This window comes from Alloyangia mangrovi (genome assembly GCF_002300555.2).
Lineage (GTDB): Bacteria > Pseudomonadota > Alphaproteobacteria > Rhodobacterales > Rhodobacteraceae > Salipiger > Salipiger mangrovi.
Genome location: NZ_NTHN02000005.1, coordinates 13,833 through 38,567 on the forward strand (window position 1 = coordinate 13,833; position 24,735 = coordinate 38,567).

General features: G+C 66.1%; 30 protein-coding genes, 2 tRNA genes and 1 other RNA gene. 20 read left to right on the forward strand and 13 right to left on the reverse strand.

Annotated features, from left to right (window positions below; translation table 11 throughout):
- Nucleotides 1-4 precede the first annotated feature (4 nt).
- The 8 genes from CLG85_RS04040 to CLG85_RS04075 all read right to left on the reverse strand — a co-directional run bounded on the left by CLG85_RS04040 (nucleotide 5) and on the right by CLG85_RS04075 (nucleotide 6,735).
- A complete protein-coding gene (locus CLG85_RS04040; protein ID WP_095883881.1) occupies nucleotides 5-781 on the reverse strand; it encodes an enoyl-CoA hydratase-related protein in 777 nt (258 codons plus the stop codon).
- Nucleotides 782-864: 83 nt separating this feature from the next.
- Nucleotides 865-1,389 carry a DUF2087 domain-containing protein gene (locus CLG85_RS04045; RefSeq protein ID WP_224847081.1) on the reverse strand — a complete coding sequence of 175 codons (525 nt, stop codon included), beginning with the start codon at nucleotides 1,387-1,389 and terminating at the stop codon, nucleotides 865-867.
- Nucleotides 1,390-1,571: 182 nt separating this feature from the next.
- Nucleotides 1,572-2,069, reverse strand: coding sequence for a cytochrome c-type biogenesis protein (locus tag CLG85_RS04050; protein WP_095883880.1), 498 nt, complete (start codon nucleotides 2,067-2,069; stop codon nucleotides 1,572-1,574).
- A complete protein-coding gene (locus CLG85_RS04055; RefSeq protein WP_260348479.1) occupies nucleotides 2,066-4,033 on the reverse strand; it encodes a heme lyase CcmF/NrfE family subunit in 1,968 nt (655 codons plus the stop codon). The genes CLG85_RS04050 and CLG85_RS04055 overlap by 4 nt, the downstream gene beginning before the upstream one ends.
- Nucleotides 4,034-4,130: 97 nt before the next feature.
- Nucleotides 4,131-4,682 carry a GNAT family N-acetyltransferase gene (locus CLG85_RS04060; protein ID WP_095883879.1) on the reverse strand — a complete coding sequence of 184 codons (552 nt, stop codon included), beginning with the start codon at nucleotides 4,680-4,682 and terminating at the stop codon, nucleotides 4,131-4,133.
- 113 nt (nucleotides 4,683-4,795) lie between these two features.
- The gene (gene rpmA / locus CLG85_RS04065) at nucleotides 4,796-5,065 is read right to left on the reverse strand and encodes a 50S ribosomal protein L27 (protein WP_095883878.1); all 270 of its coding nucleotides are present in this window, start codon (nucleotides 5,063-5,065) and stop codon (nucleotides 4,796-4,798) included.
- Between the two features lie 23 nt (nucleotides 5,066-5,088).
- Nucleotides 5,089-5,652, reverse strand: a complete 564-nt coding sequence (gene rplU, locus CLG85_RS04070; RefSeq protein ID WP_095883877.1) for a 50S ribosomal protein L21 — start codon at nucleotides 5,650-5,652, stop codon at nucleotides 5,089-5,091.
- A gap of 273 nt (nucleotides 5,653-5,925) precedes the next feature.
- On the reverse strand, nucleotides 5,926-6,735 hold the full coding sequence (locus CLG85_RS04075) for a DUF2059 domain-containing protein (protein WP_095883876.1): 810 nt from the start codon (nucleotides 6,733-6,735) through the stop codon (nucleotides 5,926-5,928).
- Between the two features lie 187 nt (nucleotides 6,736-6,922).
- Between CLG85_RS04075 and CLG85_RS04080 the strand changes: the two genes are divergently transcribed.
- Nucleotides 6,923-7,012: transfer RNA gene (locus tag CLG85_RS04080), tRNA-Ser, on the forward strand.
- Between the two features lie 349 nt (nucleotides 7,013-7,361).
- Here CLG85_RS04080 and CLG85_RS04085 read toward each other — a convergent pair.
- Together CLG85_RS04085 and CLG85_RS04090 are read right to left on the reverse strand one after the other, a co-directional pair.
- Nucleotides 7,362-7,871, reverse strand: coding sequence for a hypothetical protein (locus tag CLG85_RS04085; RefSeq protein ID WP_141244698.1), 510 nt, complete (start codon nucleotides 7,869-7,871; stop codon nucleotides 7,362-7,364).
- A 176-nt stretch (nucleotides 7,872-8,047) separates the two neighbouring features.
- Nucleotides 8,048-8,133 (reverse strand) — tRNA-Leu (locus CLG85_RS04090).
- Nucleotides 8,134-8,297: 164 nt separating this feature from the next.
- On the opposite strand from CLG85_RS04090, the gene CLG85_RS04095 reads away from it, so the two are divergent.
- The 8 genes from CLG85_RS04095 (at nucleotide 8,298) to CLG85_RS04130 (ending at nucleotide 13,001) form a co-directional block, all read left to right on the forward strand.
- On the forward strand, nucleotides 8,298-8,876 hold the full coding sequence (locus CLG85_RS04095) for a YqaA family protein (protein ID WP_095883874.1): 579 nt from the start codon (nucleotides 8,298-8,300) through the stop codon (nucleotides 8,874-8,876).
- Between the two features lie 4 nt (nucleotides 8,877-8,880).
- A complete protein-coding gene (locus tag CLG85_RS04100) occupies nucleotides 8,881-9,348 on the forward strand; it encodes a disulfide bond formation protein B (RefSeq protein ID WP_260348480.1) in 468 nt (155 codons plus the stop codon).
- Between the two features lie 144 nt (nucleotides 9,349-9,492).
- Nucleotides 9,493-9,741, forward strand: coding sequence for a PepSY domain-containing protein (locus CLG85_RS04105; RefSeq protein ID WP_224847069.1), 249 nt, complete (start codon nucleotides 9,493-9,495; stop codon nucleotides 9,739-9,741).
- Nucleotides 9,742-9,814: 73 nt separating this feature from the next.
- A complete protein-coding gene (locus CLG85_RS04110) occupies nucleotides 9,815-10,366 on the forward strand; it encodes a cytochrome b/b6 domain-containing protein (RefSeq protein WP_311734953.1) in 552 nt (183 codons plus the stop codon).
- Entirely contained in the window at nucleotides 10,363-10,935 is a 573-nt protein-coding gene (locus CLG85_RS04115) for a helix-turn-helix transcriptional regulator (protein ID WP_260348481.1), read from the forward strand. The genes CLG85_RS04110 and CLG85_RS04115 overlap by 4 nt, the downstream gene beginning before the upstream one ends.
- On the forward strand, nucleotides 10,932-11,075 hold the full coding sequence (locus CLG85_RS04120; protein ID WP_176476675.1) for a hypothetical protein: 144 nt from the start codon (nucleotides 10,932-10,934) through the stop codon (nucleotides 11,073-11,075). The genes CLG85_RS04115 and CLG85_RS04120 overlap by 4 nt, the downstream gene beginning before the upstream one ends.
- An 85-nt stretch (nucleotides 11,076-11,160) precedes the next feature.
- The gene (gene gap, locus CLG85_RS04125; RefSeq protein WP_095883531.1) at nucleotides 11,161-12,162 is read left to right on the forward strand and encodes a type I glyceraldehyde-3-phosphate dehydrogenase; all 1,002 of its coding nucleotides are present in this window, start codon (nucleotides 11,161-11,163) and stop codon (nucleotides 12,160-12,162) included.
- Nucleotides 12,163-12,839: 677 nt separating this feature from the next.
- Nucleotides 12,840-13,001, forward strand: a complete 162-nt coding sequence (locus CLG85_RS04130) for a glyceraldehyde-3-phosphate dehydrogenase (RefSeq protein WP_095883534.1) — start codon at nucleotides 12,840-12,842, stop codon at nucleotides 12,999-13,001.
- Nucleotides 13,002-13,012: 11 nt separating this feature from the next.
- On the opposite strand, the gene coaD is transcribed toward CLG85_RS04130, so the two are convergent.
- From coaD to CLG85_RS04145, 3 genes are all read right to left on the reverse strand, one after another.
- Nucleotides 13,013-13,510, reverse strand: a complete 498-nt coding sequence (coaD, locus tag CLG85_RS04135) for a pantetheine-phosphate adenylyltransferase (RefSeq protein WP_095883530.1) — start codon at nucleotides 13,508-13,510, stop codon at nucleotides 13,013-13,015.
- Between the two features lie 103 nt (nucleotides 13,511-13,613).
- A complete protein-coding gene (locus tag CLG85_RS04140) occupies nucleotides 13,614-14,048 on the reverse strand; it encodes a CBS domain-containing protein (protein ID WP_095883529.1) in 435 nt (144 codons plus the stop codon).
- Between the two features lie 124 nt (nucleotides 14,049-14,172).
- Nucleotides 14,173-15,069: a LysR family transcriptional regulator gene (locus tag CLG85_RS04145; RefSeq protein ID WP_095883528.1), complete on the reverse strand. Its 897-nt coding sequence runs from the start codon at nucleotides 15,067-15,069 to the stop codon at nucleotides 14,173-14,175.
- Nucleotides 15,070-15,165: 96 nt separating this feature from the next.
- On the opposite strand from CLG85_RS04145, the gene CLG85_RS04150 reads away from it, so the two are divergent.
- The 11 genes from CLG85_RS04150 to purB all read left to right on the forward strand — a co-directional run bounded on the left by CLG85_RS04150 (nucleotide 15,166) and on the right by purB (nucleotide 24,559).
- Nucleotides 15,166-16,665, forward strand: coding sequence for a CoA-acylating methylmalonate-semialdehyde dehydrogenase (locus tag CLG85_RS04150; RefSeq protein ID WP_224847060.1), 1,500 nt, complete (start codon nucleotides 15,166-15,168; stop codon nucleotides 16,663-16,665).
- Between the two features lie 186 nt (nucleotides 16,666-16,851).
- Complete coding sequence (locus tag CLG85_RS04155; protein ID WP_095883527.1) at nucleotides 16,852-17,271, forward strand: hypothetical protein; 420 nt, start codon at nucleotides 16,852-16,854, stop codon at nucleotides 17,269-17,271.
- 126 nt (nucleotides 17,272-17,397) lie between these two features.
- Nucleotides 17,398-17,817 (forward strand): hypothetical protein, encoded by a 420-nt coding sequence (locus tag CLG85_RS04160; protein WP_095883526.1) that lies wholly within the window; start codon nucleotides 17,398-17,400, stop codon nucleotides 17,815-17,817.
- Nucleotides 17,818-17,868: 51 nt separating this feature from the next.
- Nucleotides 17,869-18,218: a transfer-messenger RNA gene (ssrA, locus tag CLG85_RS04165) on the forward strand.
- 84 nt (nucleotides 18,219-18,302) lie between these two features.
- A complete protein-coding gene (locus tag CLG85_RS04170; protein WP_095883533.1) occupies nucleotides 18,303-18,968 on the forward strand; it encodes a DUF1194 domain-containing protein in 666 nt (221 codons plus the stop codon).
- Between the two features lie 43 nt (nucleotides 18,969-19,011).
- Nucleotides 19,012-20,262: a chromate efflux transporter gene (chrA, locus tag CLG85_RS04175; RefSeq protein ID WP_260348483.1), complete on the forward strand. Its 1,251-nt coding sequence runs from the start codon at nucleotides 19,012-19,014 to the stop codon at nucleotides 20,260-20,262.
- Nucleotides 20,263-20,369: 107 nt separating this feature from the next.
- Nucleotides 20,370-20,840, forward strand: coding sequence for an SspB family protein (locus CLG85_RS04180; protein WP_095883724.1), 471 nt, complete (start codon nucleotides 20,370-20,372; stop codon nucleotides 20,838-20,840).
- A 224-nt stretch (nucleotides 20,841-21,064) separates the two neighbouring features.
- Nucleotides 21,065-22,459 (forward strand): class II fumarate hydratase, encoded by a 1,395-nt coding sequence (gene fumC, locus CLG85_RS04185; RefSeq protein WP_095883725.1) that lies wholly within the window; start codon nucleotides 21,065-21,067, stop codon nucleotides 22,457-22,459.
- Between the two features lie 136 nt (nucleotides 22,460-22,595).
- Complete coding sequence (locus CLG85_RS04190; RefSeq protein ID WP_095883726.1) at nucleotides 22,596-22,796, forward strand: DUF4169 family protein; 201 nt, start codon at nucleotides 22,596-22,598, stop codon at nucleotides 22,794-22,796.
- Nucleotides 22,793-23,026 carry a ribbon-helix-helix domain-containing protein gene (locus tag CLG85_RS04195; RefSeq protein WP_095883727.1) on the forward strand — a complete coding sequence of 78 codons (234 nt, stop codon included), beginning with the start codon at nucleotides 22,793-22,795 and terminating at the stop codon, nucleotides 23,024-23,026. The genes CLG85_RS04190 and CLG85_RS04195 overlap by 4 nt, the downstream gene beginning before the upstream one ends.
- Before the next feature lie 225 nt (nucleotides 23,027-23,251).
- The gene (gene purB / locus CLG85_RS04200) at nucleotides 23,252-24,559 is read left to right on the forward strand and encodes an adenylosuccinate lyase (RefSeq protein WP_095882623.1); all 1,308 of its coding nucleotides are present in this window, start codon (nucleotides 23,252-23,254) and stop codon (nucleotides 24,557-24,559) included.
- The last annotated feature ends 176 nt before the right edge of the window (nucleotides 24,560-24,735 follow it).

Here is a 24,735-nt window from a genome sequence, read left to right on the forward strand (position 1 = left end):
GCGCTCAGCGCCCCTCGAACTTCGCGGGTCGCTTCTCGTGGAAGGCCACCACGCCCTCCTTGAAGTCCCGCGTCATGCCGCATTCACCCTGCAATTGCGCCTCGAGCAGGAGCTGACCGTCGAAGTCCTTTTCGAAGGCGCCGCGGATGGCGCGCTTGATGCGGGCATAGGCTTCGGACGGGCCCTGCGCCAGATGCGCGGCGCGGGACTTCCAGATCGCCTCGAACTCGGCGTCGGGCACCGCCTCCCAGATCATCCCCCAGCGTTCGGCCTGCGCGGCGCTGATCCGGTCGGCGAAAAGCGCCGCACCCATGGCCTTGGCGATGCCCATCTGCCGCGGCAACATCCAAGTGCCGCCGGCGTCGGGCATCAGGCCGATGCGGGTAAAAGCCTGCATGAAGAAGGCGCTCTCGGCGGCGATCACCACGTCGGCGGCCAGCGCGAGGTTGGCCCCGGCCCCTGCCGCCGCGCCGTTCACCGCGGCGATGGTCGGACGCGGGCAATCGACCAGCGCGCTCAGCATGGGCATGTATTCATCGCGCAGCACCCGCTCGAGGTCGATGTTCGCCGCGCTCTCGCGGTCGCCAAGGTCCTGCCCCGAGCAGAAGGCCCGGCCTTCGCCGGTCAGGACCACCACCCGCGCCTCCTTGCCGCCCGCCTGGATGGCATGGGTCAGCTCGGCCCTCATCGGCGCCGAGAGCGCGTTCATCACGTCGGGCCGCGCCAGGGTGATCAACGCCACGTCGTCGACGATCTCGTAGCGGATGGTGTCGTAATGCATGGGGTCCTCCAGGTTGGCGCGGCTGCGCGGGGGAACTCTCCCCCGCGCGCGCCCGGGGTGCAAGACCCCTTGGTCAACCTGCCTCAGACCCGGCCGAGCGCTGCGATCAGCGCCAGCGCGTCCGCACTCGGGCGAGTCTCGATACGGGTGTAGACGGCACCGTCGATGGTGCGCTCCAGCATGCGGTTCTCGACCATTGTGCGGCGGATTTGCGCGGCGTCCCTGAAGGCGCAGAGCGTGTCGATCCGGGCACTGATCTCGCGCTCGGTGAAGCTCTGCCGAGGTGGAATGCGGGCCCAGAGCGGCCAGAGGCAGAGCGCCTGCATCGCCGTCCTCCCGGGAAACCGCAGCAAGCGCGCCTGCCCGTCGAAATGGCGCAGGGCGCGTGAGACCTGTCTTACGTCGGGCCGCGGAGCGGGTTCGGTCTGCGCGCGCAGGTGCTGGTAGTTGCGGTAGCCCGCAGCCTTTGCGATCAGCCCGAGCATCTGCTGGTGCGACGGCGGTGTCTCGAGGCCGGCCCGCAGCGCACGGGCGAATTGCGAGAGATCGTCGATGGCAAGCGGGATTGCCTCCCGCGACGGGGCATTGATCTTCATCGGATGGGTCATCGGATCCTCCAGATCCTCCGGCGCCTTTTGCCCGACCCCTTGCGGGGCTGGAGTTCCGCCCTTGTCCGTCAGGCATCGCCGGCATGTCCGGAGAGGTCTGCGATCCAAAAAGCAGGTTCAGCGTGCCCGGATCAGCCGGACGGCGGAGACTGGGTGAACTGCCGACCCTGCAGGTAGTCCTATCAGGAGGAGGGGTTTTGGTCCAGAATGCGCTTCAGCCGGGCCTCTTCCTCGGGGCTGAGCCGGGCCTCGGTGCTCGCCTCGGCGCGCGAGCGACCGCGCAGGTAGACCGCCGCGAGGATCAGCGCCAACACGAAGAGGATCGGCCCGGCGGCCCAGAGCAGCCAGTTCCAGCCGCGGGTGGTGGGCTGCAGCAGGACGAATTCGCCGTAGCGGTCCACGAGATAGGCAACCGCCTCGTCGTCAGTGTCGCCCGCCACCAGCCGCTCGCGCACCAGCAGGCGCAGGTCGCGGGCAAGCGCGGCATTGGAATCGTCGATGTTCTCGTTCTGGCAGACGAGGCAGCGCAGGTGTTTCGACAGCTCGCGCGCCCGCGCCTCGAGCGCCGGGTCCGCGAGCATCTCGTCGGGCTGCACCGCATGCACCACGGCCGCCTCCATCAGCGGAAGGGCAAGCAGCGCCAGCAAGAGCAGCGCACGGAAGGGCTTTGCGAAAGTCATTCCGCCGGCACTCCGCGCGCCGGTGCCGTCTTGCGCGCGCCCGCGGCGACGCGGAAGCGGCGGTCCGACAGGCTGAGGGCACCGCCGAGCGCCATGAGGATCGCCCCGCCCCAGATCCAGTTGGCCAGCGGTTTCACGTAGACCCGCATGGTCCAGCCACCGCCCGCCTGCGCATCGCCCAGCACCACATAGACGTCCCGCAGGAAGCCGCCGTCGATGGCCGCTTCGGTGGTCGGCATCCCGGCCACCGGATAGCTGCGCTTCTCGGGGTAGAGATGGGCAATCTCGGCCCCGTCCCGGCGCAGCGAGACCTCTCCCATGTCCGAGAAGTAATTGGGACCCTGCACGCGCTCGACGCCGAGCAATTCAAGCTCGTAGGCCCCGACGGTGAAGGGGGCGTTCATCTGCGCGACGCGGATGTCCTCTTCTTCCCAGGCCATCAGCCCGGCAACGCCCAGCATGGTGACGCCAAGACCCGCATGAGCCACCGCCTTGCCCCAGTCGGCGCGCGGCAGCCGCGCGAGGCGGCGCCAATCGCGGCTCTGGCCGATGCGGCCGAGCAGATCGGTGGCCGAGCCAGCGACGAGCCAGGTGCCGAGGAAGACCCCGATCGGCCCCATCAGGCTGCGTCCGGTCTGCATCGCCCAGACCAGACCCGCCAGCGCCAGGGCCAGCACCAGTGCCGGCACCAGCTGCTGAACCACCCGGCCGAGCTTGCCGCGTTTCCAGCTGATCATCCCGCCGATTGGCAGGATGAGCCCCAGCAGGACCATGAAGGGCGTAAAGGCCATGTTGAAGAACGGCGCCCCGACCGAGAGCTTGCGGCCGAAAAGCATCTCGGCGACCAGCGGCCAAAGCGTGCCGGTGAAGACGACGAAACAAGCCACCGCCAGCAGGATGTTGTTCACCACCAGCGCCGACTCGCGGCTGACGAGGCCGAAGACGCCCTTGGCCTGCATGACGCCCGCGCGGGCGGCGTAGAGCGTCAACGCGCCGCCAGTGAAGAAGACGAGGATGCCGAGGATGAAGACCCCGCGCTGCGGATCGCTGGCGAAGGCGTGGACCGAGGTCAGAACGCCCGAGCGCACGATGAAGGTGCCAATGAGCGAGAAGCCGAAGGCGAGGATCGCCAGCAGGATGGTCCAGCTCTTCAGCGCCTCGCGCTTTTCGACCACGATGGCCGAGTGCAGCAGCGCCGCCGCCAGCAGCCAGGGCATGAAGGAGGCGTTCTCGACCGGGTCCCAGAACCAGAAGCCGCCCCAGCCCAGTTCGTAATAGGCCCACCAGGAGCCGAGCGCGATGCCGATGGTCAGGAACACCCAGCTCAGCAGAGTCCAGGGGCGCACCCAGCGGCCCCACGCCGCATCGACACGTCCCTCGATCAGCGCCGCGACCGCGAAGCTGAAGCAGATCGAAAGGCCGACATAGCCGAGGTAGAGGAACGGCGGATGGAAGGCGAGCCCCGGGTCCTGCAGCAGCGGGTTGAGGTCCTGCCCGTCGAAGGGCGGCACCGCGAGGCGCAGGAAGGGGTTCGAGGTGAAGAGGATGAAGGCGAAGAAGGCCACAGCGACCGAGGCCTGCACCGCGAGGACCCGCGCCCGCAGCGTCGGCGGCAGGTTGCCCCCGAACCAGGCCGCCATCGCGCCGAAGAGCGCCAGGATCAGGACCCAGAGCAGCATCGAGCCCTCGTGGTTCCCCCAGACGCCGCTGATCTTGTAGAGCAGCGGCTTGGCGGAATGCGAGTTCAGCACCACCAGACGCAGCGAGAAGTCGGAAACGATGAAGGCGTGCATCAGCGCGCCGAAGGACAGCGCGACAAGCAGGAACTGGGCCGTGGCGGCGGGCTCGGCGACGGCCATCCAGCCGGGCCATCGCTTCTGCGCCCCGATCATCGGCACCACCGCCTGCACGCAGGCGACGAGGAAGGCGAGGATGAGCGCGAAATGTCCGAATTCGGTGATCATGCCTTGCTTATAGGCACCAAGGCAACGCCCGGCCAACGGAATTCGTCGGCCGGGCGGGATCACTTTGTCGCGGGGGTGCGCGGGCCGGGGCCTGCGATCAGTCCATCCGGCGCAGGTAGGTCCAGGTGGGTACGGCGGAATTGCGCGCCACCGAGAAGGCCTCGGCATCGCCGATGTACTCGAAGCCGCAGTTGGTCAGCACCCGGGCCGAGGCCGCGTTGTCCTGAAAGACCGAGGCGAACATCGTGGCGCTGCCGAAGGGGTTGGCCTGCACCATGGCACGGACCGCCTCGGAGGCGTGGCCGGTGTTCCAGAACGGCGGCGCGACCCAGTAGCCGATCTCGGCCTGGTTGCCGTCGGTCAGGCGCTCGAGCGAGATCAGGCCCATCACCTCGGCACCACCCTGCTCGGAGGCATCCATCGCCCAGACGTCCTCGACCCGCTTGGGGTCCGTGGCGCGAGTGATGAAGGCCTCGGTGGCGCCCGGCGGCAGCGGGTGCGGAATCGAGGTGGTCATGCGCGCGAGGCGCAGCTCGGACGTGTAATGCGCAATCAGCCCGGCATCCGAGCGGCGCAGCGGCCGCAGCAGGAAGCGGGGTGTCTCGATGACCGGTTGCGCGGTCAGCTGGTCGTCTTCGGCCAGACTCATGGTGTTGCTCCTCATGTCGCGAGAGTTCCCGCGGGCCGCTTCGTCTCCCCCCCGAAACGGAGAAGGGGACCGGCCCGTGCCGATCCCCTCCAATTTTTCGATCCGGGATCGGCTTACTCAGCAGCCTCCGCCAGCGGCAGGACGGAAACGAAGGTGCGGCCCTTCAGGCCCTTGTGGAATTTGACCGAGCCTTCGGCCACGGCGAAGATCGTGTGATCCTTGCCCATATCCACGCCTTCGCCCGGCCAGAACTTGGTGCCGCGCTGACGGATGATGATGTTGCCCGGGTTGGCCGCCTGGCCACCGTAGAGTTTCACGCCGAGACGGCGGCCAGCGGAGTCGCGGCCGTTACGGGAGCTACCGCCTGCTTTTTTATGTGCCATGGGTTGGTCTCCTTAACTGTCTATCAGGCCAGGGTCTTGGCCTGTTCAACCCACTCGGGCTTCACCTTGACGGCGTCGAAGCTCTCGGGGTCAACGGCTGCGAGCTGTGCGAAGGTGGCGATGCCGGCTTCGTTCAGCTTCTTGGCGGCGGCGGGGCCGACACCGGTGATCTTGGTCAGGTCGTCGCCTGCGGCGGCAGCAGCTGCCTTCGGAGCAGCGGCTTTCGGTGCGGAGGCGGCGCCAGCGGCGGCCTTCACGCCGGTGCCTTCGGCGCCGGATGCGAGGATCTCGGTCACGCGCAGCAGGGTGAGCTGCTGACGGTGGCCGCGGGTACGCTGCGAGCCGTGCTTACGGCGACGCTTGACGAACTTGATGACCTTCTCGCCCTTGATCTGGTCGATCACGGTCGCCTGGACGGCAGCACCGGACACGAGCGGAGCACCCACGGTGACGCTGTCGCCGCCGAGGATCAGGACTTCGTTGAACTGAACGGTTTCACCCGCGTCTGCAGCCAGCTTCTCCACGCGGAGCACGTCGCCCGCCTGGACCTTATATTGCTTGCCGCCGGTTTTCATCACCGCGAACATCTGCGTCTTCCTTTGTCTACCGCGTCCTGTGGCGCCCCGGTTTGTTGGAGACTTCGTGGTGCGGGTCGGCCCGCTCCGCCGTCGAACAGCGCGCCCTTTCGGGCTGTATGGATGTAAGAATCGAAAGCGGGGCGCACAATGGCCCCGTCACGAGGCCCGGCTTATCGGGGCAAATTGCCCATGTGTCAACCCGCGCAGAGCGGTTTTGGCGCCTTATTTTGCGGGCCGTCCGGCAAGGCGTCCGCCCCGCTGAGTCACCTGCCCCGCTCCGACTCAGAGCTCCTGCGCCAGCATCTCATGTGCGGCGGCAAGGCCGAGGCCATAGGAGATCTCATTGTACATGGCATTGAACCCGGCGAACAATGCCCGGTTCATCGTCTTGCCCTCGGGGGTCGCGGAAATGTCGATATAGGCATCAAGGTCAGCATCGCTCAGCGGCCGGTAAGCCAGCAGGAGGTAGCCATAGAGCCATTCGAGCGTGTCGGCGCGAGTCGCCTCTTCCTGCATCCAGACTTCCTCGACGATCTCGGTCTCGGTCATCTCGAGCCCGCCGCCGTCGACGAGGCCGAGATAGAACTGGAAACTGGCATTGAGCGCGCCAACCACGTTGGTCTCCAGAAGATCATTGGCCTCGACGAAGTGGTCGAGCTGGTCGAGCCGCGCATCGCCGCTCCCTGCCCGTTCGCGCCAGGCCTCGCGCGCCGCCGCCTCGACGTCGGGATCAACCATGGCGCGCCGGGCCTCGATCTCCAGTGTCACGACCTCTTGCCCGGCATCGCTGCCGAAATACGCGAGCAGCGGTGCCGCATCGGTATCGCCAAAGCTCTTGAGGAACCCCGCGCGCACCACCTCTTCCATGGCCTCGGGCGTATAGAGCCGGTCGACCGCCTGCTGCCAGGCCGGGGTCCCGCCCGCCGGGAGCAGGTCCTTCGCCATGCCCTCGGCGTAGCCCTGCCCCTCCACTCGCATGAGCTCGACGATCTCGCCGATCTTCAGCGCATCCAGCAGATCTTCTGCGGGATCCGCGTGGACGGGCAGGGCTAGAGTGACGGCAAGACCGCAGGCGGCGAGACGCGAGAACATGAGACAGGACAACTCCGGAATATGACAGGCAACAAGCCTAGGGCCCGGCAGCGGCATTTCCAAGGTGAGCAAAATCCCCACTGGCGGAGCTTCGCCGGAAAAGAATTTCGTCCGGATGAAAAAACTTCAAAATTCCCTGTTGCACCCCCCCCGAGGTTGTCGTTAAACGGCCCCCCACGACCCCCGCGGAGAGGTGCCGGAGTGGTCGAACGGGGCGGTCTCGAAAACCGTTGACCCTTCACGGGGTCCCAGGGTTCGAATCCCTGTCTCTCCGCCACTTTCCTTCGGGAAAGTAGCTACTTACTTCGGATAGTGCCATGGTTGTCCAGCCGCGTCTCAACGACGCTGCGGGCCACCATGGCACTCTGATGCCTCCCCCCCGATACCTTCCGACAAGTGCCGCTCGCAGGCCCCCCTCGGCTTCCGTCATCCGCGCGCTTGCCGCATCGGCAAACCCGTGCTGCCAGCCGCCCAAAGCCTGCTCATTCGGGCGAGCCTTGACGCTGATCAACGCCTGAAGGCTCGGCAGGGTTGTGGACCCCGGGCCAGGCGCCGGAAATGACAACGCGGCGCGCGGTTTCTTCCGCACGCCGCGTATCATGGGGCTCGTTCTGCGGTGAGCCGGGTCAGGCCTCGATGCTGGCGCGCTGCGGCGCGCTTTCCTCGCCGGTCGAAGCGCGCGTCGCGGCGTAGCTCTCGGCACCGCGGCGCAACCGCTGGGCAAGGCCATCCTCGTCGGCGCCCGCGCCCATCTGGGCGATCACAAGGGACTTCACGAAGCTTTCCTGCGTGGCGAGCGCCTGCGCGCGCGCCTCAGCCAGCGAATCCTTCGCCTTGGGCTCGTCCTCGACCGCGTCGGTGTCCACCGATGCGGCGACCTCGGAACTCTCGGCGCTGGCCTCAGCGGCCTGCACGCGCTCGGCCGCCGACGGCTTGGAGGTGCCATCCTCGGCCGGGCTGGCCTCGGTCGCGGCGGCACTTTCCGACGGCTCCACTCCGCTCGGCGCGTCTACGGCCTGCGCCTCTTCGTCCTGGGACTCGCTGCCGGTCTGCCGCGCCGAGTTGATCGCATTGGCGATCCCGCCGAACAGACCCGAGTAGCTCCCCGAACCGGAGCCCGAAATCAAACCTAACATTCAGATAGACCTTTCTAGTCAGTACCGGGCCGGTCTGATGGGCAAATGAGGAACAATTGCGGCGGTCGCGCGGTGTCTCCGCGGCGCGACGAGGGAGTTTTGGCGACAAAACAGCCGCTTACCCGCCGATCCTAGCGGCTGGACAGCCGACATGCGTCAAAACGGGATGCGGGATGTGGTACCCAAGGTCGGACTCGAACCGACATGACCTCACGGCCGGGGGATTTTGAATCCCCTGCGTCTACCATTCCGCCACTTGGGCACTGACCCCGATTTATCCGCCCCGCCGCGCCGCGTAAAGCGGCAATCGTCACCCTGCACGCTGCTCTGACGGAACTGTCACAGCCGACGCCGCATCAATGGGTTGCACCCCGCCGCCCCGCGTGCTTCCTGCGTTGCAAACAATCGCCGGAGACCTGCCCTTCGATGCTGCGCCGCCTTTACGACTGGACCATGTCGCTTGCTGATCACCCCAAGGCACTCTGGGCGCTGGCAGCGGTCTCCTTCATCGAAGCCTCGGTCTTCCCGATCCCGCCCGACGTGCTGATGATCCCGATGATCCTCGCCGCGCCGCGTCGGGCCTGGCTGATCGCGCTGGTGGCCACGGTCGCCTCGGTGGTCGGCGGTCTCTTCGGCTACGCCATCGGGCATTTCTTCTTCGACAGCATCGGCCGGCCGATCCTCGAAACCCTCGGCAAGGCCGACGCGATGGAGGCGTTCAACGCCCGTTTCAATGGCGTCGGTTTCTGGGCGGTGCTCATCGCCGGAATCACCCCCTTCCCCTTCAAGGTGATCACCATCATGTCGGGCTGGACCGCGATGCCGCTCGGCGTCTTCGTCACCACCGCAATCATCGCCCGCGCCTTCCGCTTCTTCATCGTGGCGGCGCTGCTGCGGGCCTTCGGCGCGCCGATCCGGGATTTCATCGAAAAGCGGCTCGGTCTGGTGTTTACTGTCTTCGTGCTGCTGCTCGCCGGCGGCTTCTTCTTGGTAAAGTACCTCTGAGACCATGACTGACCTGCGCAAGTTCCTCATCCTGATCGCCGCCGGCGGATCGGCGGCCGTGCTGCTCGGCGCCATCGGCTCGCAATACATCGGCGGGCTGGCGCCCTGCCACCTGTGCATCCTGCAGCGCTGGCCGCATGCCGCCGCGGTGTTGATCGGCGCGCTGGCGCTGGCCTTCCGCGCCCGCATCCTGCCGCTGCTCGGCGCGGCGGCCGCGCTGACCACCTCGGGCATCGGCGTCTATCACACCGGCGTCGAGCGCGGCTGGTGGGAAGGCCCGACCACCTGCACCTCCGGCCCGATCGGCGGCATGTCCACCGACGACCTGCTCAATCAGATCATGAACGCGCCGCTGGTGCGCTGTGACGAGGTCGCCTGGCAACTCTTCGGCCTGTCGATGGCGAGCTGGAACGCCTTGATTTCCCTTGGCCTTACGCTGACCTGGATCGCCGTCTGGCGGCGGACCGCCTGAGCCTGACCAGGCAAAACTCCACCTGAACCAAAGTTGCAGGGGGCGGTCTCTGCCCCCTGAGTGGCATGGCAGAGCCGCCGGCCCCACGTCAGATCGGTCTTCGAGGCGCGGATGTCCCGTGCCTTTCATACAGGAGACCCATCGATGACCTACCGCCTTCTGACCTCCGGCCTCGTCGCCGCCCTGCTCACCGCCGGCAGCGCCTTTGCGTCTCCCGAGGTCCCCGAACAGACCCAGGCGCAGGTGCGCGAGAAGCTCACCGCCGAGGGCTACGAGGTCCGCCGCATCGACAGCGAGGACGGGATGATCGAAGTCTATGCCATGAAGGACGGCAAGAAGGTCGAGCTCTACCTCGACGAGAGCCTGCAGATCGTGCGCAGCAAGACCGACTGACCCCCGCCCGGCCCCGCCATTGCGCGGGGCCGCGCCGTCGCTTCTTCCCGCCCTCCCTGCAAGGACCGCCCCGATGCCTGAGCGCATGACCCGTCATTTCATCTGGGACCCGCTGCTGCGGATCTTTCACTGGAGCCTGGTGACCCTCTTCGCGGTCAACGCGCTCTTCGACGACCCCGAGTCGCATCTGCACCGCTGGGTCGGCTACGCCATCGGCGGGCTGATCCTGCTGCGCCTGATCTGGGGCTTCGCCGGCCCCCATTCGGCCCGGTTCTCGAGCTTCTTCCCCACCCGCGCCGGTCTCATCCAACAGATCACCGACATGGCCACCGGACGGCGCCGCGTGCACCTAATGCATACGCCGCTCGGGGCGCTCATGATCTTCAACCTGCTGCTCACCCTCTGCGGCATCATCGCCACCGGGGTGATGATGACCACCGACGCCTATTGGGGGATCGCCTGGGTCGAAAGCCTGCACGAGGCATTGGTGAGCTGGGCCGAGGTCTCGGTGGTGCTGCACGTGGGTGCGGTGCTCTGGGAAAGCCGCCGAACCGGGGTAAATCTGCCCAAGGCCATGGTTACGGGTGTCAAATGCGTTCCGGATGACGCAAAGATCGAGGCATGACGCCACAAAGCTCCGAACGCCCGATCATCCTGACCCTGCTGATTGCCGTGCAGCTGATCTGCACGGCCTTCTTCGTGGTCGACGTGATCTTCGATGCGACCGAAGCCGGGTGGAACCCGGTGACCGATCCCGAGGCCTTTCTAGAGGGCAGCATGGTGCTCTGCCTTGCCGCCGCGATCTGGGTCGAACTGCGCTTCCTGCTGCGGCTGCTGCGGCACAACGCCCATCTCGAACAGCAGATCTCGCTGGCCACCGGTGCCTTCCACGAGATTGTCGAAGCGCAATTCTCGGCCTGGGGGCTGACCGGCTCGGAGCGCGACGTGGCCATGTTCACCCTCAAGGGGATGACCATCCCCGAGATCGCCGAGCTGCGCGGATCGGCAGAGGGCACGGTGAAATCCCACCTCAATGCCATCTACCGCAAGGCGGGTCTGTCGGGGCGCGGCGCGCTGCTCAGCCACTTCATCGAGGAGCTCATGAGCGGCGCGGACCCGCAGGATCCCCCCCGTCCCGGCCCCACAAGAATGCAGATGACATCGCGTCAAGTCTCTGGCATCACGACAAAATGACCAATCGCATCGCCCTCTGGCTCGGAGCCCTGCTGATCCTCGCAATAACGCTGGATGTGACGCTCTTCGACAGTCGTCACCTGCTGTTCCTGGGTCGGAAAATTTTCATTCTGCTCGATTGGATGGCGTTTTGGCGGTGAGCGCTAACAGTCCAAGTATTGACTTGCCTGACGTATCCTGTTGACCTCTGGGCAACCCCAGACTCTCGGACAGCGAGGAGACATCATGACCGTCAAGGTAGCGATCAACGGCTTCGGCCGCATCGGGCGCAACGTGCTGCGCGCAATCATCGAATCCGGCCGCACCGACATCGAGGTCGTGGCGATCAACGATCTCGGCCCGGTCGAGACGAATGCGCATCTGCTGCAGTTCGACAGCGTGCACGGCCGCTTCCCGCATCCGGTCAGCGTTTCCGGCGACACAATCGACGTCGGCCGCGGCGCGATCAAGGTGAGCGCCGAGCGCAACCCCGCCGATCTGCCCTGGGCGCATGTCGACGTGGTGATGGAATGCACCGGCATCTTCACCGACCGCGAGAAGGCCGCCGCGCACCTTGCCAATGGCGCCAGCCGCGTGCTGGTTTCTGCCCCCTCTGCCGGGGCCGACAAGACCATCGTCTACGGGGTGAACGACGACACGCTGACTAAGGATGACCTCGTGGTCTCCAATGCTTCCTGCACCACCAACTGCCTGTCTCCCGTCGCCAAGGTGCTGAACGACACCGTCGGCATCAAGAAGGGTTTCATGACGACGATCCACAGCTACACGGGCGACCAGCCGACGCTGGACACGATGCACAAGGATCTCTATCGCGCCCGCGCCGCGGCCATGTCGATGATCCCGACCTCGACCGGCGCGGCCAAGGCCGTGGGCCTCGTGCTGCCCGAGCTCAACGGCAGGCTCGACGGCGTGGCGATCCGCGTGCCGACTCCGAACGTGTCGGTCGTCGACCTGGTGTTCGAGGCCGAGCGCGAGACCACCGTCGAAGAAATCAACGACGCGATCCGTGTGGCGGCCAACGGCAAGCTCAGCGGCATCCTCGACTATACCGACAAGAAGAACGTCTCGATCGACTTCAACCATGACCCGCACAGCTCGATCTTCCACACCGACCAGACCAAGGTCATGGAGGGCACCATGGTGCGCATCCTGTCGTGGTACGACAACGAGTGGGGCTTCTCGAACCGCATGTCCGACACCGCCGTGGCGATGGGCAAGCTGATCTGAGCCCCCTCTGATCCAAGCTGGATCCATGAAAACCGGAAGGCGGGGCCAGGGTGCCTCGCCTTTTTGCATCCCGCCGACACTTTTCGGCGTGGCGATCTGATCAACTCACTCGCGCACGATTCCCAGCGCCGCACCGTACCCCTCTTCGGCGACGAGCCCGGGCGGGCGGGCGCGTGGCGTGACCTGCGACAGGACCGAAAGCGGCAGGCTTTGCGTGGTGACTGGGACCGGGGGCGGCAGTGGCCTTTGCAGCGACTCGCCTGGCGGATCGGCCCCAAGAGGGCTGCGGGCCGGACTCTGCCGTGGGCGGCTCTGCCGGGCGTAACCGGCCGTATCGCGGGGAATTTCCATCACACATCTCCCTTCTGGCAGGCTGGACACCGCGTTTCTGCGGCGGTCGGATCGGGCAGCCACGCCGCGTTGATCCGCCATTAGGGTTAATGGCCAAACATTGAGATTGCCTTGACGGCGACAGGGGCAGCGGCCCATCGGGCCATGCAGCAATTGCAAGGCGGATTTGGGGAACTGTCAATTGTTCTGCGGCGCAGCAAGGCCTAAGTTAGCGCCAACGACAACGCAACCTTAGCCGCGTTTACAATCCCCAGTTTTCACAAACACCCATCCGCCAATGCAGCGCCTTCCCGATGGAGGCGCCGCCGATGAAATGGAACAATGCCATGACCAAAGCCATCAATGCCGTTCGTGACAGCTTCGCCCGCCGCTTCGCCTATCGCCGCACCCATCAGGCGCTGATGTCGCTGCCGATGCGCACCCGCATCGACTGCGACCTGCTCGGCCGTGAAGAAGAAACCGCCCGCGCCGCCGTCTACGGAGGCTGAGCAGCGCCGGATCAGCGCTTGGCGAAGCGCGCCTTCAGCGCTTCGTTTACGGTGGGCGTGACGAATTTGCTCACGTCGCCGTCCAGCCGCGCAATTTCCTTCACCAGCTTCGAGGCGATCGCCTGGTGCTTGGCCTCGGCCATCAGGAAGACCGTCTCGATGCTCGTGTCGAGCGCACGGTTCATCCCCACCATCTGGAATTCATACTCGAAATCCGCAACGGCGCGCAGCCCGCGAATGATGATCTGCGCCCCGACATCGCGGGCGCAGTTGATCAGCAGGTTCTCGAACGGGTGGGCGACGATTTCCGTGCCGGTCTGTTCCGACAGCCCGGCGCATTCGGTCTCGATCATCGCCACGCGCTCTTCGAGTGTGAAGAGCGGCCCCTTGTCGCGATTGATCGCGACCCCGATCACCAGCCTGTCCACCAGCGCCGAAGCGCGGCGGATGATGTCCATATGGCCCAGCGTGATCGGATCAAAGGTGCCGGGATAAAGGCCGATGCGCATGAGGGTCCTCCAGGAGTGCCAGCCGGGGCAGTCCGGCGCACGCAACGATATTGCGCGCCGGAATGCAACCCCGAAACCAGCATTCCCCGAGCGGATCCTCCGCTCAGAAGCCCATGATCATGCCCTGCAGGGCATCCTTCTCCATCGCAAGTTCGGCGATCTGCGCCTTGACCACGTCGCCGATCGAGATGATGCCGACGAGCATGCCGTCCTCGACCACGGGCATGTGCCGGAACCGTCCCTCGGTCATCCGGGCCAGCACCACGTTGGTGTCCTCGTCGCGGGTGCAGACCTGCAGCTTGCGGGTCATCAGGTCATCGCAAGTCAGCGACAGAACGCCCGCGCCCTGCGCGGCCAGCGCGCGCACGATGTCGCGCTCCGAAAGGATCCCCAGCGGTCTTTGCCCGTCTTCCGAGATCACCACCCCGCCGATCCGGCGTTCGGCCAGCACCTGCGCGGCGTCGCCGACGCTGCTGCCCGGGGTGACGGTGACCACGCCGTCGTCGGACTTGTCCTTGAGAATCTGTTGTACCTGCATGCGGCTTTCCTCCTAAGCGCTGCTCACATTCCCTAGCGTCCGCCCGACGTAAGGTTCTGTCAACACCGACCTCCGGTCGATCCCGCGCCCCGCCGAATGGCGCTGAAAAGCGGGCCGCCCGGCATCAGGCCGCCGCTTCAAGTGCCGCGAGTTCGCGCCGCACAGAGTCGGCCAGAAGCGCTGCGAATCCGTTAAGCCGCGCGTGACGCCGGTCGTCGGCATGGCGCACGAGGTAGAAGCTGCGGGTGAGCGAGACTTCTTCGGGCAGGACCCGGCGCAGCCCCGGCGCCGTGGGCAGCGCGAAGTCGTGCACGATTCCCAGCCCCGCCCCGAGCCGCAGCCAGTGGAACTGCACCGCCACCGAGTTCGACGCCAGACGCACCCGCTCCAGCCCGAGATCGCTGAGGTAGTCGAGTTCCCGGTCGAAGATCATGTCGGGGATGTAGCCGACGATCCGGTGCCCCTGCAGGTCGGCGCGGCTGCGGATTGGCGGGTGCTGCGCGAGATACTGATCCGAGGCCGCGAGATGCAGCCGATAGTCCGAGATCTTCTGCACGACCAGCCGCCCCGCCGTGGGCGCCGAGACGGCGATGGCCATGTCCGCCTCGCGCCGCGACAGGTTCACCACGCGCGGCAGCGAGACGATCTGCAGGTCGAGGCCGGGGTTGGCCTCGGCGATCTTGGCGCAGACCTGTGGCAGAAGGAAGTTGGCGCAGCCGTCGGGCGCGCCGATGCGAATCTGCCCGGCGAAGCCCTCGGACGAGCCCATCAGCGCCTGCGCGCCCTGCCCCAGCGCCTGCTCGGCGGTCTCGGCATGGACCAGCAGCCGGGCACCGGCCTCGGACAGCGTGTAGCCCTGCGGCGACTTGGCAAAGAGCGGATGCCCGAGCGCCTGTTCGAGCCGCGCGACGCGCCGCCCCACGGTGGCCGGGTCCATGCGCAGCACCCTGCCCGCCGCCGAGAGGCTCTCGCCCCGCGCCACGGCAAGGAAGATCCGCAGGTCGTCCCAGTTCTCGCGCATGGAGTACCTGTATTTTTGCAAAACCTATTTGCCGAATTACCCCTGTTCGCTGCATTTCCGCAAGGCTACTGTGCCCGCCAACAGAAGGAGGCTGCAATGCAGGAACTGACCCATTTCATCAACGGCGCCCATGTAAAGGGCACCTCGGGCCGCTTCACCGACATCTTCAACCCGGCCACCGGCGAGGTTCAGGCCAAGGTGCCGCTGGCGACCGTCGAAGAGCTGAACGACGCGGTGGCCAAGGCCGCCGAGGCGCAGAAGGCCTGGGGCGCGACCAACCCGCAGCGCCGCGCCCGCGTCATGATGAAGTTCGGCCAGCTGATCAACGAGCATATGGACGAGCTTGCCGAGCTGGTCTCGCGCGAGCACGGCAAGACCCTGCCCGACGGGCGCGGTGACGTGCAGCGCGGTCTCGAGGTGGTCGAGGTCTGCATGGGCGCGCCGCACATGCTCAAGGGCGAGTTCACCGATGACGGCGGCCCGGGGATCGACCTCTACTCGATGCGCCAGCCGCTCGGCGTGGTCGCGGGGATCACCCCGTTCAACTTTCCGGCGATGATCCCGCTGTGGAAGATGGCCCCGGCGCTGGTCGCCGGCAACGCGATGATCCTCAAGCCGTCCGAGCGCTGCCCCTCGACCTCGCTGCGGCTTGCCGAGCTGATCACCGAGGCCGGCCTGCCCGAGGGCGTGCTGCAGGTGATAAACGGTGACAAGGAAGTGGTCGACGCGATCTTGGACAACGAGACTGTGCAGGCCGTGGGCTTTGTCGGCTCGACCCCGATTGCGCAGTACATCTACGGCCGCGCCGCGACCAACGGCAAGCGCGCGCAGTGCTTCGGCGGCGCCAAGAACCACATGATCATCATGCCCGACGCCGACCTCGACAAGGCCGCCGACGCGCTGGTGGGTGCCGGCTACGGCGCCGCGGGCGAGCGCTGCATGGCGATCTCGGTGGCCGTCCCGGTCGGCGCGGAAACCGCCGATGCGCTGATCGAGAAGCTGGTGCCGCGCGTCGAGAAGCTGAAGGTCGGACCCTACACCGCCGGCGAAGACGTGGACTACGGCCCGGTCATCACCGCCGCCGCCAAGGAGCGCATCAACGGCCTTGTCACCTCGGGTGTCGAGCAGGGTGCGACGCTGGTCATCGACGGCCGCGACTTCTCGCTGCAGGGCTATGAGGACGGATTCTTCGTCGGCCCGTCGCTCTTCGACAACGTCACGCCGGACATGGACATCTACCGCGAAGAGATCTTCGGCCCGGTGCTGAGCACCGTCCGCGCGAACTCCTATGAGGAAGCGCTGGAGCTGGTGATCGACAACCCCTACGGCAACGGTACCGCGATCTACACCGCCGATGGCGACACCGCGCGGGACTTCGCCCACCGGGTCAACGTCGGTATGGTCGGCATCAACTTCCCGATCCCGGTGCCGCTGAGCTACCACACCTTCGGCGGCTGGAAGAAGTCGGCCTTCGGCGATCTCAACCAGTATGGCCCCGACGCCTTCCGCTTCTACACCAAGACCAAGACCGTCACGGCGCGCTGGTTCTCGGGCATCAAGGAAGGCGGCGAGTTCAACTTCAAGGCCATGGATTGATCCCACGGGCCTTGCCGACCCGGACCCTTCACTGACACGCGGGCCGCCCGGATCCTTCCGGGCGGCCCGTCTTGCTTGCTGCACGCGCAGCTTGCCGCCCGCACAAACATGTATCTCACAGATATCATTGACGTTAACTAAACGTCATCGTCACCATCGACTAAGCCTCTAATTTGCCGGTGGGAAATGTCCGTCAGCTTCCGCATTCTTAAGAATCACGGTCTTGTCTATGTGCGATACGAGGGGCATGCTTGCCTCGCCGATACGACCCGGGTTCTTGCAGACTACGTGGGTCACACGGATTACCGCCGCGGACAGAAACAGCTCGTAGACCTGTCAGCGCTGACCGGCTGGGACGGTGACTATCTCGAACTCATGAAAGTCCAGGCCCTGAAAGCCGAGGCCTTTTTCGGCGGTGAAAACGCCACATTGCTGCTTTATTTCGCCCCCAGCGCCCTGAGTTTCCGACTCGCCAAGCTGGCGCTCAATTCCTGGGACGGGCTCGACAGCGTGGTCGCCCGGGTCCAACAAAGCGAGCTTGGCTGCCTGACATTGCTGGGCCTCGCGGAGCGCAGTTTCGCTCAATTGCTCGAAAATACGGGATGATTTCTCTTCCGCAGCGTCACCCCCAAAGATATGTCGCATAGGCGACATACCATTTGACACAAGCTTCCGGACATAGGAAACGAGTGAAAGGCTAACCCCCTTTTCCTCATCTTCGGGAGAGACAATATGCCAGGAAATTTCAAGATATTTGCCGAGCGCCGCTTGGCCTGCTTGAAGTTTTCCGGTGCTGCCCAAATCGAGGATTGCTTCGAAACGGTATCAGAGCTCATTTCCTCGCCCGAGTGGTGCTCCGATTACGCGGTGTTCATCGATAACTCCGGGGTCACTTCCTACCAAGGCGATTTCGAGAATCTGCAGCGCTTTTGCGGTCAGCTCATGGACACCGACGCCTTTGAAAGCGCAAACATGGAGATCGTCTATTATGCTCCGTCCGATCTCGCTTTCGGCATTGCCCGCATGACCCAGCAAGTGCTCACCTCGCGGTTTCCCTTCCGGATCCACGTCTATCGCGACGTCGCGCCAGCGCTAGCTAAGCTCGGACAGCAAGAAACCGCGCTCGCCGAGCTCTATTCCGCCACCGCCTGACGCCGCGCGGAGGCGCCCACCGGCGCCCCACCCTGCATTCCTGCGCAGATCCCCATTGAAAGCCGCGCCGCCGCGTCCTATATCAACCCTGTTCCGCAAGGGACTATGGGCATAAACGCGCATGTAATAAACGGATCGGACCCGGGGGCGGTACCCGGCGGCTCCACCAATAAACCCTTGTTGGGGGTTCATGGGGCCGAAATAGGATCGACGAACGCGTAAAGATGTAGCTTTGTCCCGGTGAGATACCACCGTTATCGGTTCATAAAGCATAGTTGCCAACAACAATCGTGCTCCGGTTGCTCTGGCTGCGTAAGCAGTCCGAAAAACCGAAAATTAAGCCCTTGGGCCTAGCAGCTTAAGGCGGGGTTCGCAGGTACCTGGCAACAGAAACCTGCACTTCTCCCCCCCCTCCATCCGCGACATTCGGCCAGCGCATTTCGGCGCGATTGACCGAAGGTAGGCCGCCTGTCAGCATGACCGGCATGGCCCCAGTAACCGTTGCCAGTATCGCCCTGCTCGCAGCGCTTAGTGCGCCGAAGCTCCACGCCTGCGAGACCGCGCTGCTGCTGGCCATGGACGTGTCGAATTCCATCGACCCCGCCGAATACGCCATCCAGGCCGAGGGCCTGGCCCTTGCCCTGACCGATCCCCAAATCGCGGCGATCATGGTCGAGGACCGCATCGCCCTTGCCGTGCTGCAATGGTCCGGCCCCGCCCACCAGGCGCTCACGCTGGACTGGACCGAGATTGCCGAGCCCGCCGATCTTGCCAGTTTCGCCGCCGCCGCCGGCGGCATGGAGCGTGCCTTCGTCCTGTCGGACACCGCCCCCGGCGCGGCCCTCGGCGCCGCGCTCGACGTCATGGATCTCGCCCCGCCATGCAAGCGGCGGGTGATCGACGTGTCGGGCGACGGCACGCCGAACTCGGGCCCGTCGGCCTCGGCAGCTCGGGTCCGGGCCGAGCGCATGGGGGTGACGATCAACGGGCTCGCCATCGAGGGCCCGGGCAGCGGCCTGCCGGTCAGCAACTACTACCGGCAGGTGCTGATCACCCGCGACGGCTTCGTGATGACCGCGCGCAGCCATCAGGCCTATGCCGAGACCCTGCGCCGAAAAATCCTGCGCGAGATCGCGCAGGTCGTCGGCTGAGCGCGTCATGAAAGCGTCACGGGTGCCGGCGCAAAAGCCTGCCATGACGCCATTTTCCCAGCTCTTCACGACCTTCCTGCGGATCGGCCTGCTCAGCTTCGGCGGCCCCGCCGCGCAGATCGCCCTGCTGCATCGCGAAATTGTCGAGGCGCGGCAGTGGCTGACCGAGCGGCAATACCTGCAGGCGCTCTCCTTCTGCATGCTGCTGCCCGGCCCCGAGGCCATGCAGCTCGCGACCTGGATCGGCTGGCGCCTGCGCGGCACCATGGGCGGGCTGATCGCGGGCGGGCTCTTCGTGCTGCCCGGCGCGGTGCTGATCGCGGTGCTGGCGCTGGCCTATTCCAGCTACGGCGCCCGCCCCGAGGTCGCGGGGCTGATGCTCGGGGTCAAGGCCACGGTGATCGCGCTGGTCGCGCAGGCGCTGCTGAAGCTCGGCCGCAAGGTGCTGACCCGCCGCGGCGCGCTGCTGATCTCGCTCGCCGCTTTTGCCGCACTCTACATGCTGCACCTGCCCTTCCCTCTGGTGATCGCCTGCGCCGCGCTGATCGGCTGGATCGGCCAGCCTGCCAGCCCCTCGTCCGAGGTCCAGCCCGTGCCCGCACCGGTGACGGACCGGCTCTGGGTCTGGCCGCTCTGGGTGACGCTTTGGTTCGCACCGATGATCGCCGCGGCGCTCGCCGGGCAGATGCTCCTCTATGACATCGGCATGCTCTTCTCCAAGCTGGCGGTCTTCTCTTTCGGCGGCGCCTACGCGGTGCTCGCCTGGCTGGCACAGGAGGCGGTGACCGCCCGCGGCTGGCTCGAGGCGGCGCAGATGGCCGATGCGCTGGGTCTGGCCGAAACCACCCCCGGCCCGCTGATCCTCGTGACGCAGTTCGTCGGCATGATCACCGGCTTCGCCGCAGGCGGCTGGCCGATGGCGCTGGCGGCAGGCGCCATGGTGCTCTGGGTCACCTTCATCCCCTGTTTCTTGTGGATCTTCGCCTTTGCCCCGCACCTCGAGCGGCTGCTCGCGCGGCCCCGCCTGCAGGCGGCGCTCGAGGCGATCACCGCCGCCGTGCTCGGCGTGGTCGCCAATCTCGCGCTGTGGTTCGCGCTGCACGTGCTTTTCGCCGAGACCCGGATCCCGCGCCTCGGCCCGCTTGCCCCGGAGCTGCCCGTGCTGCCCAGCCTGCAGCCCGCCGCGCTCGGCCTGACGCTTCTGGCCGCGCTCCTGCTGGGCCCGCTGCGCCGTTCCGTGCCACTGACGCTTGCCCTCACGGCAACCGCCGGATATATGCTAACCAATTATTAAAAATGCGATTTTCAGGAAATATCGCGCCATTGGTATTTTTCCATCATGTCCCCTTTTCCTCGCCGCCAAATCTAATATGGTGAAAAGAAAGCGACGAGGAGCAGCCAATGCCCGGCGGCATCGACTATGGCAATCTCATGCACCGCGCCATGCGCGGGCTCATCAACGACGTGCTCGCGGGGGTCCAGGAGACCGGCCTTCCGGGTGACCACCACTTCTTCATCACCTTCGATACCCAGCACCCCGACGTGGAACTGGCCGACTGGCTCTCGGACCGCTACCCGGGCGAGATGACCGTGGTGATGCAGCATTGGTACGAAGACCTCGAGGTCACCGAGGACGGCTTCACCGTCACGCTTAACTTCGGCGATGCGCCCGAGCGGCTCTACATCCCCTATGACGCGATCAAGACCTTCGTCGACCCGTCGGTGGAGTTCGGCCTGCGCTTCGAGACCCACGAGGAAGAGGATGACGACGACGACGAGCCGACCCCGCCCGAGGGTGGCCCGGACGACGGCCCGCGCGAGACGGTCAAGCAGGACGCCGAGGTCGTGCGCCTCGATTCTTTCCGCAAGTGAGCCGGCGGGGCACCGCGCCCCTCTGCCCAGCTTCAGCGCGCCGGGGCCCTAGGGCCCCGGCGCGTTTGCGTTTCCGCCCGCCAGTCGACCCGGGGCGGGTGTCGCCCCGCTTCAAACCCGCGGTCTTGCGGCGCTAACAGCCGATTTGCCCGCCGCTTGCCCGTTGCCCCCGGACCGGGAGGCGGCTAAACGGCACACAATGGTATGCTTTGCAGGAGGCACAGATGGCCAACACCCGCACCGAGACCGACAGCTTCGGCCCGCTCGAGGTTCCCGCCGACAAGTACTGGGGCGCACAGACCCAGCGCTCGATCATGAACTTCCCCATTGGCTGGGAGAAGCAGCCGGTTCCGATCATCCGCGCGCTCGGCGTGGTGAAACAGGCCTGTGCCATGGCCAACAAGGAGCTGGGCACGATGGAGGCCACGGTCGCCGACGCGATCATCGCTGCCGCCGGTGAGGTCATCGAGGGCAAGTTCGACGACAACTTCCCGCTGGTGGTCTGGCAGACCGGCTCGGGCACCCAGTCGAACATGAACGCGAACGAGGTGATCTCGAACCGCGCCATCGAGATGCTCGGCGGCGAGATGGGCTCGAAGAAGCCCGTGCACCCGAACGATCACTGCAACATGGGCCAGTCGTCCAACGACACCTTCCCGACTGCCATGCACGTGGCCATCGCCATGCAGGCGCGCGACGTGCTGCTGCCGGGCCTGCGCAAGCTGCACGCCGCGCTCGAGGCGAAGTCCGAAGAGTTCAAGGACATCATCAAGATCGGCCGCACCCACACGCAGGATGCCACCCCGCTGACGCTGGGCCAGGAATTCGGCGGCTACACCCACCAGGTGAAGAAGGGCATCGAGCGCGTCGAGGCCTGCCTCGGCGACATCTACGAGCTGGCGCAGGGCGGCACCGCCGTCGGCACCGGTCTCAACACCCAGAAAGGCTGGGCGGAGATGGTTGCGAAGAACATGGCGCAGATCACCGACCTGCCCTTCGTCACCGCGCCCAACAAGTTCGAAGCGCTCGCCGCGCATGACGCCATGGTGATGTTCTCCGGCGCGCTGAAGACCGTGGCGGCTTCGCTGTTCAAGATCGCCAACGACATGCGCCTGCTGGGCTCCGGCCCGCGCTCGGGTCTTGGCGAGCTGATCCTGCCGGAAAACGAGCCCGGCTCGTCGATCATGCCTGGCAAGGTCAACCCGACCCAGGCCGAGGCGCTGACCATGGTCTGCGCCCACGTCATGGGCAATGACGCCGCCGTCGGCTTTGCCGGCTCGCAGGGTCACTTCGAGCTCAACGTCTACAACCCGATGATGAGCTACAACTTGCTCCAGTCGATGCAGCTGCTGGGCGACTCGGCCTCGGCCTTCACCGACAACATGGTGGTCGGCACGCAGGCCAACGTGGCGCGCATCGACAAGCTGATGAAGGAATCGCTGATGCTGGTGACGGCGCTGGCGCCGACCATCGGCTACGACAATGCCACCAAGGTCGCCAAGACCGCGCATAAGAACGGCACCACGCTGAAGGAAGAGGCGATCGCCCTCGGCTTCGTCGATGAGGAAACCTTCGACCGCATCGTGCGTCCCGAGGACATGATCGGTCCCAAGGGCTGAGCCTTCCCCGACCAAGACCAGAAACGGGGCCCGCGCGGCCCCGTTTTGCTGCGCCCTGCGCGGAACCGCTCCCCCCGCCCCGCTTTTCCAGCTCTGGCCATTGCCGCCCCGCAGCACCACGCTATTCTCTCCAGCCATGAGCAACGTGATCAACCTCAACCGCGTCCGCAAGGACCGCGCCCGCGCGGAAAAACGCGCGCAGGCCGACGAGAATGCCGCGCGCCATGGCCGCAGCAAGGCCGATAAGCAGCGCGAGGCCGCCGAGGCCGCGAAATCCGCCCGCGCGCTCGAGAGCCACAAGCTGGACGCGCCGGACGAGCAGAAGCCCGAGACATGACGGGCCGCCCGGTCAAGCACTCGCTCACCATTCGCGGCCACCGCACCTCGGTGTCGCTGGAGACACCGTTCTGGGACGAGTTCCGCCGCCTTGCCGAGGCCGAGGGCAAGACCCTGAACGCATTGGCCACCGAGATCGACGCCGGCCGCGGTGTCGAGGCGGGCCTCGCCTCGGCGATCCGCGTCCACGTCCTCGAAAACCTGCGCGCCCGCCTCGACAAGCTGAGCTGACCCGGCGCGCCGAAGCCGCCTCGCCCGCGTTTCTTCTAGGCAAAAATATCCCGGGGGAGTCCGCGCAGCGGACGGGGGCAGAGCCCCCGGCCACGCCATCGCCAGTCCATGCTGCGCGGCGCCGGGGCCGCGCCCCGGCCCCCCACGCCCTCACCGGTCTTGCCGCCGCGCCACTTCCGCCCTATGACGCCCGCGTCTGCCACGCATGAGACGGAAGGTTAGCCGATGATCCCCCGCTACGCCCGCCCCGAGATGACCGCCATCTGGGAACCTGCCACCAAGTTCCGCATCTGGTACGAGATCGAGGCGCATGCCTGCGATGCCATGGCCGAGCTGGGGGTGATCCCCAAGGAGAACGCCGAGGCCGTCTGGAAGGCCAAGGACGTGGAATTCGACGTCGCCCGCATCGACGAGATCGAGGCCGTCACCAAGCATGACGTCATCGCCTTCCTGACCCACCTCGCCGAGCATGTCGGCAGCGAGGAAGCGCGCTTCGTGCATCAGGGCATGACCTCCTCGGACGTGCTCGACACCTGCCTCAACGTGCAGCTTGTGCGCGCCGCCGACATCTTGCTCGAGGGCATGGACAAGGTGCTGGCCGCACTGAAGAAGCGCGCCTTCGAGCACAAGATGACCGTCCGCGTCGGCCGCAGCCACGGCATCCACGCCGAGCCGACGACCATGGGTCTGACCTTCGCGCGCTTCTACGCCGAGATGGACCGCAACAAGAACCGCCTCGAGAAGGCCAAATACGAGATTGCCACCGGTGCGATCTCGGGCGCCGTCGGCACCTTCGCCAACATCGACCCGGCGGTTGAAGAACACGTCTGCGAGAAGCTGGGGCTGCGCCCCGAGCCGATCAGCACCCAGGTGATCCCGCGCGACCGCCACGCGATGTTCTTCGCAACGCTCGGTGTCATCGCCTCCTCGATCGAGAACGTCGCCATCGAGATCCGCCACATGCAGCGCACCGAGGTGCTGGAAGGCGCCGAGTTCTTCTCGATGGGCCAGAAGGGCTCCTCGGCGATGCCGCACAAGAAGAACCCGGTGCTGACCGAGAACCTCACCGGCCTCGCCCGGCTCGTGCGGATGACGGTGATCCCTGCGATGGAGAACGTCGCCCTCTGGCATGAGCGTGACATCTCGCACAGCTCGGTCGAGCGCGGCATCGGCCCGGACGCCACCATCACCCTCGACTTCGCGCTGAACCGCCTCGCGGGGGTCGTCGACAAGATGATCATCTACCCGCAGAACATGCTCGACAACATGAACAAGTTCCCGGGCCTCGTGATGAGCCAGCGCGTGCTGCTGGCGCTGACCCAGGCCGGCGTGTCGCGCGAGGATGCCTATGCCATGGTGCAGCGCAACGCGCTGAAGGTCTGGGAAGAGCGCGTCGACTTCCGCGAGCAGCTGCTGGCGGATGAGGACGTGGTCAAGGCGCTCGGCGTCGAGCAGATCAACGAGAAGTTCGACATGGGCTACCACACCAAGCACGTGGACACGATCTTCCGCCGGGTCTTCGGCGAGAGCTGATCCGGCCAAGGGGTTCGGGGGCGCTGCCCCCACCCGCGCGATGCGCGGGGTCCCCCGGGATATTTGGACCTAGAAGAAAGGGCCGGCGCGGCGCTCGCGGGAACGTGAGACAAGGTGCCGGCCCGTTTCGTTTTGGTCGGTGCGGCAAGCCATGCTACCCTCGCCTCCAGTCACCA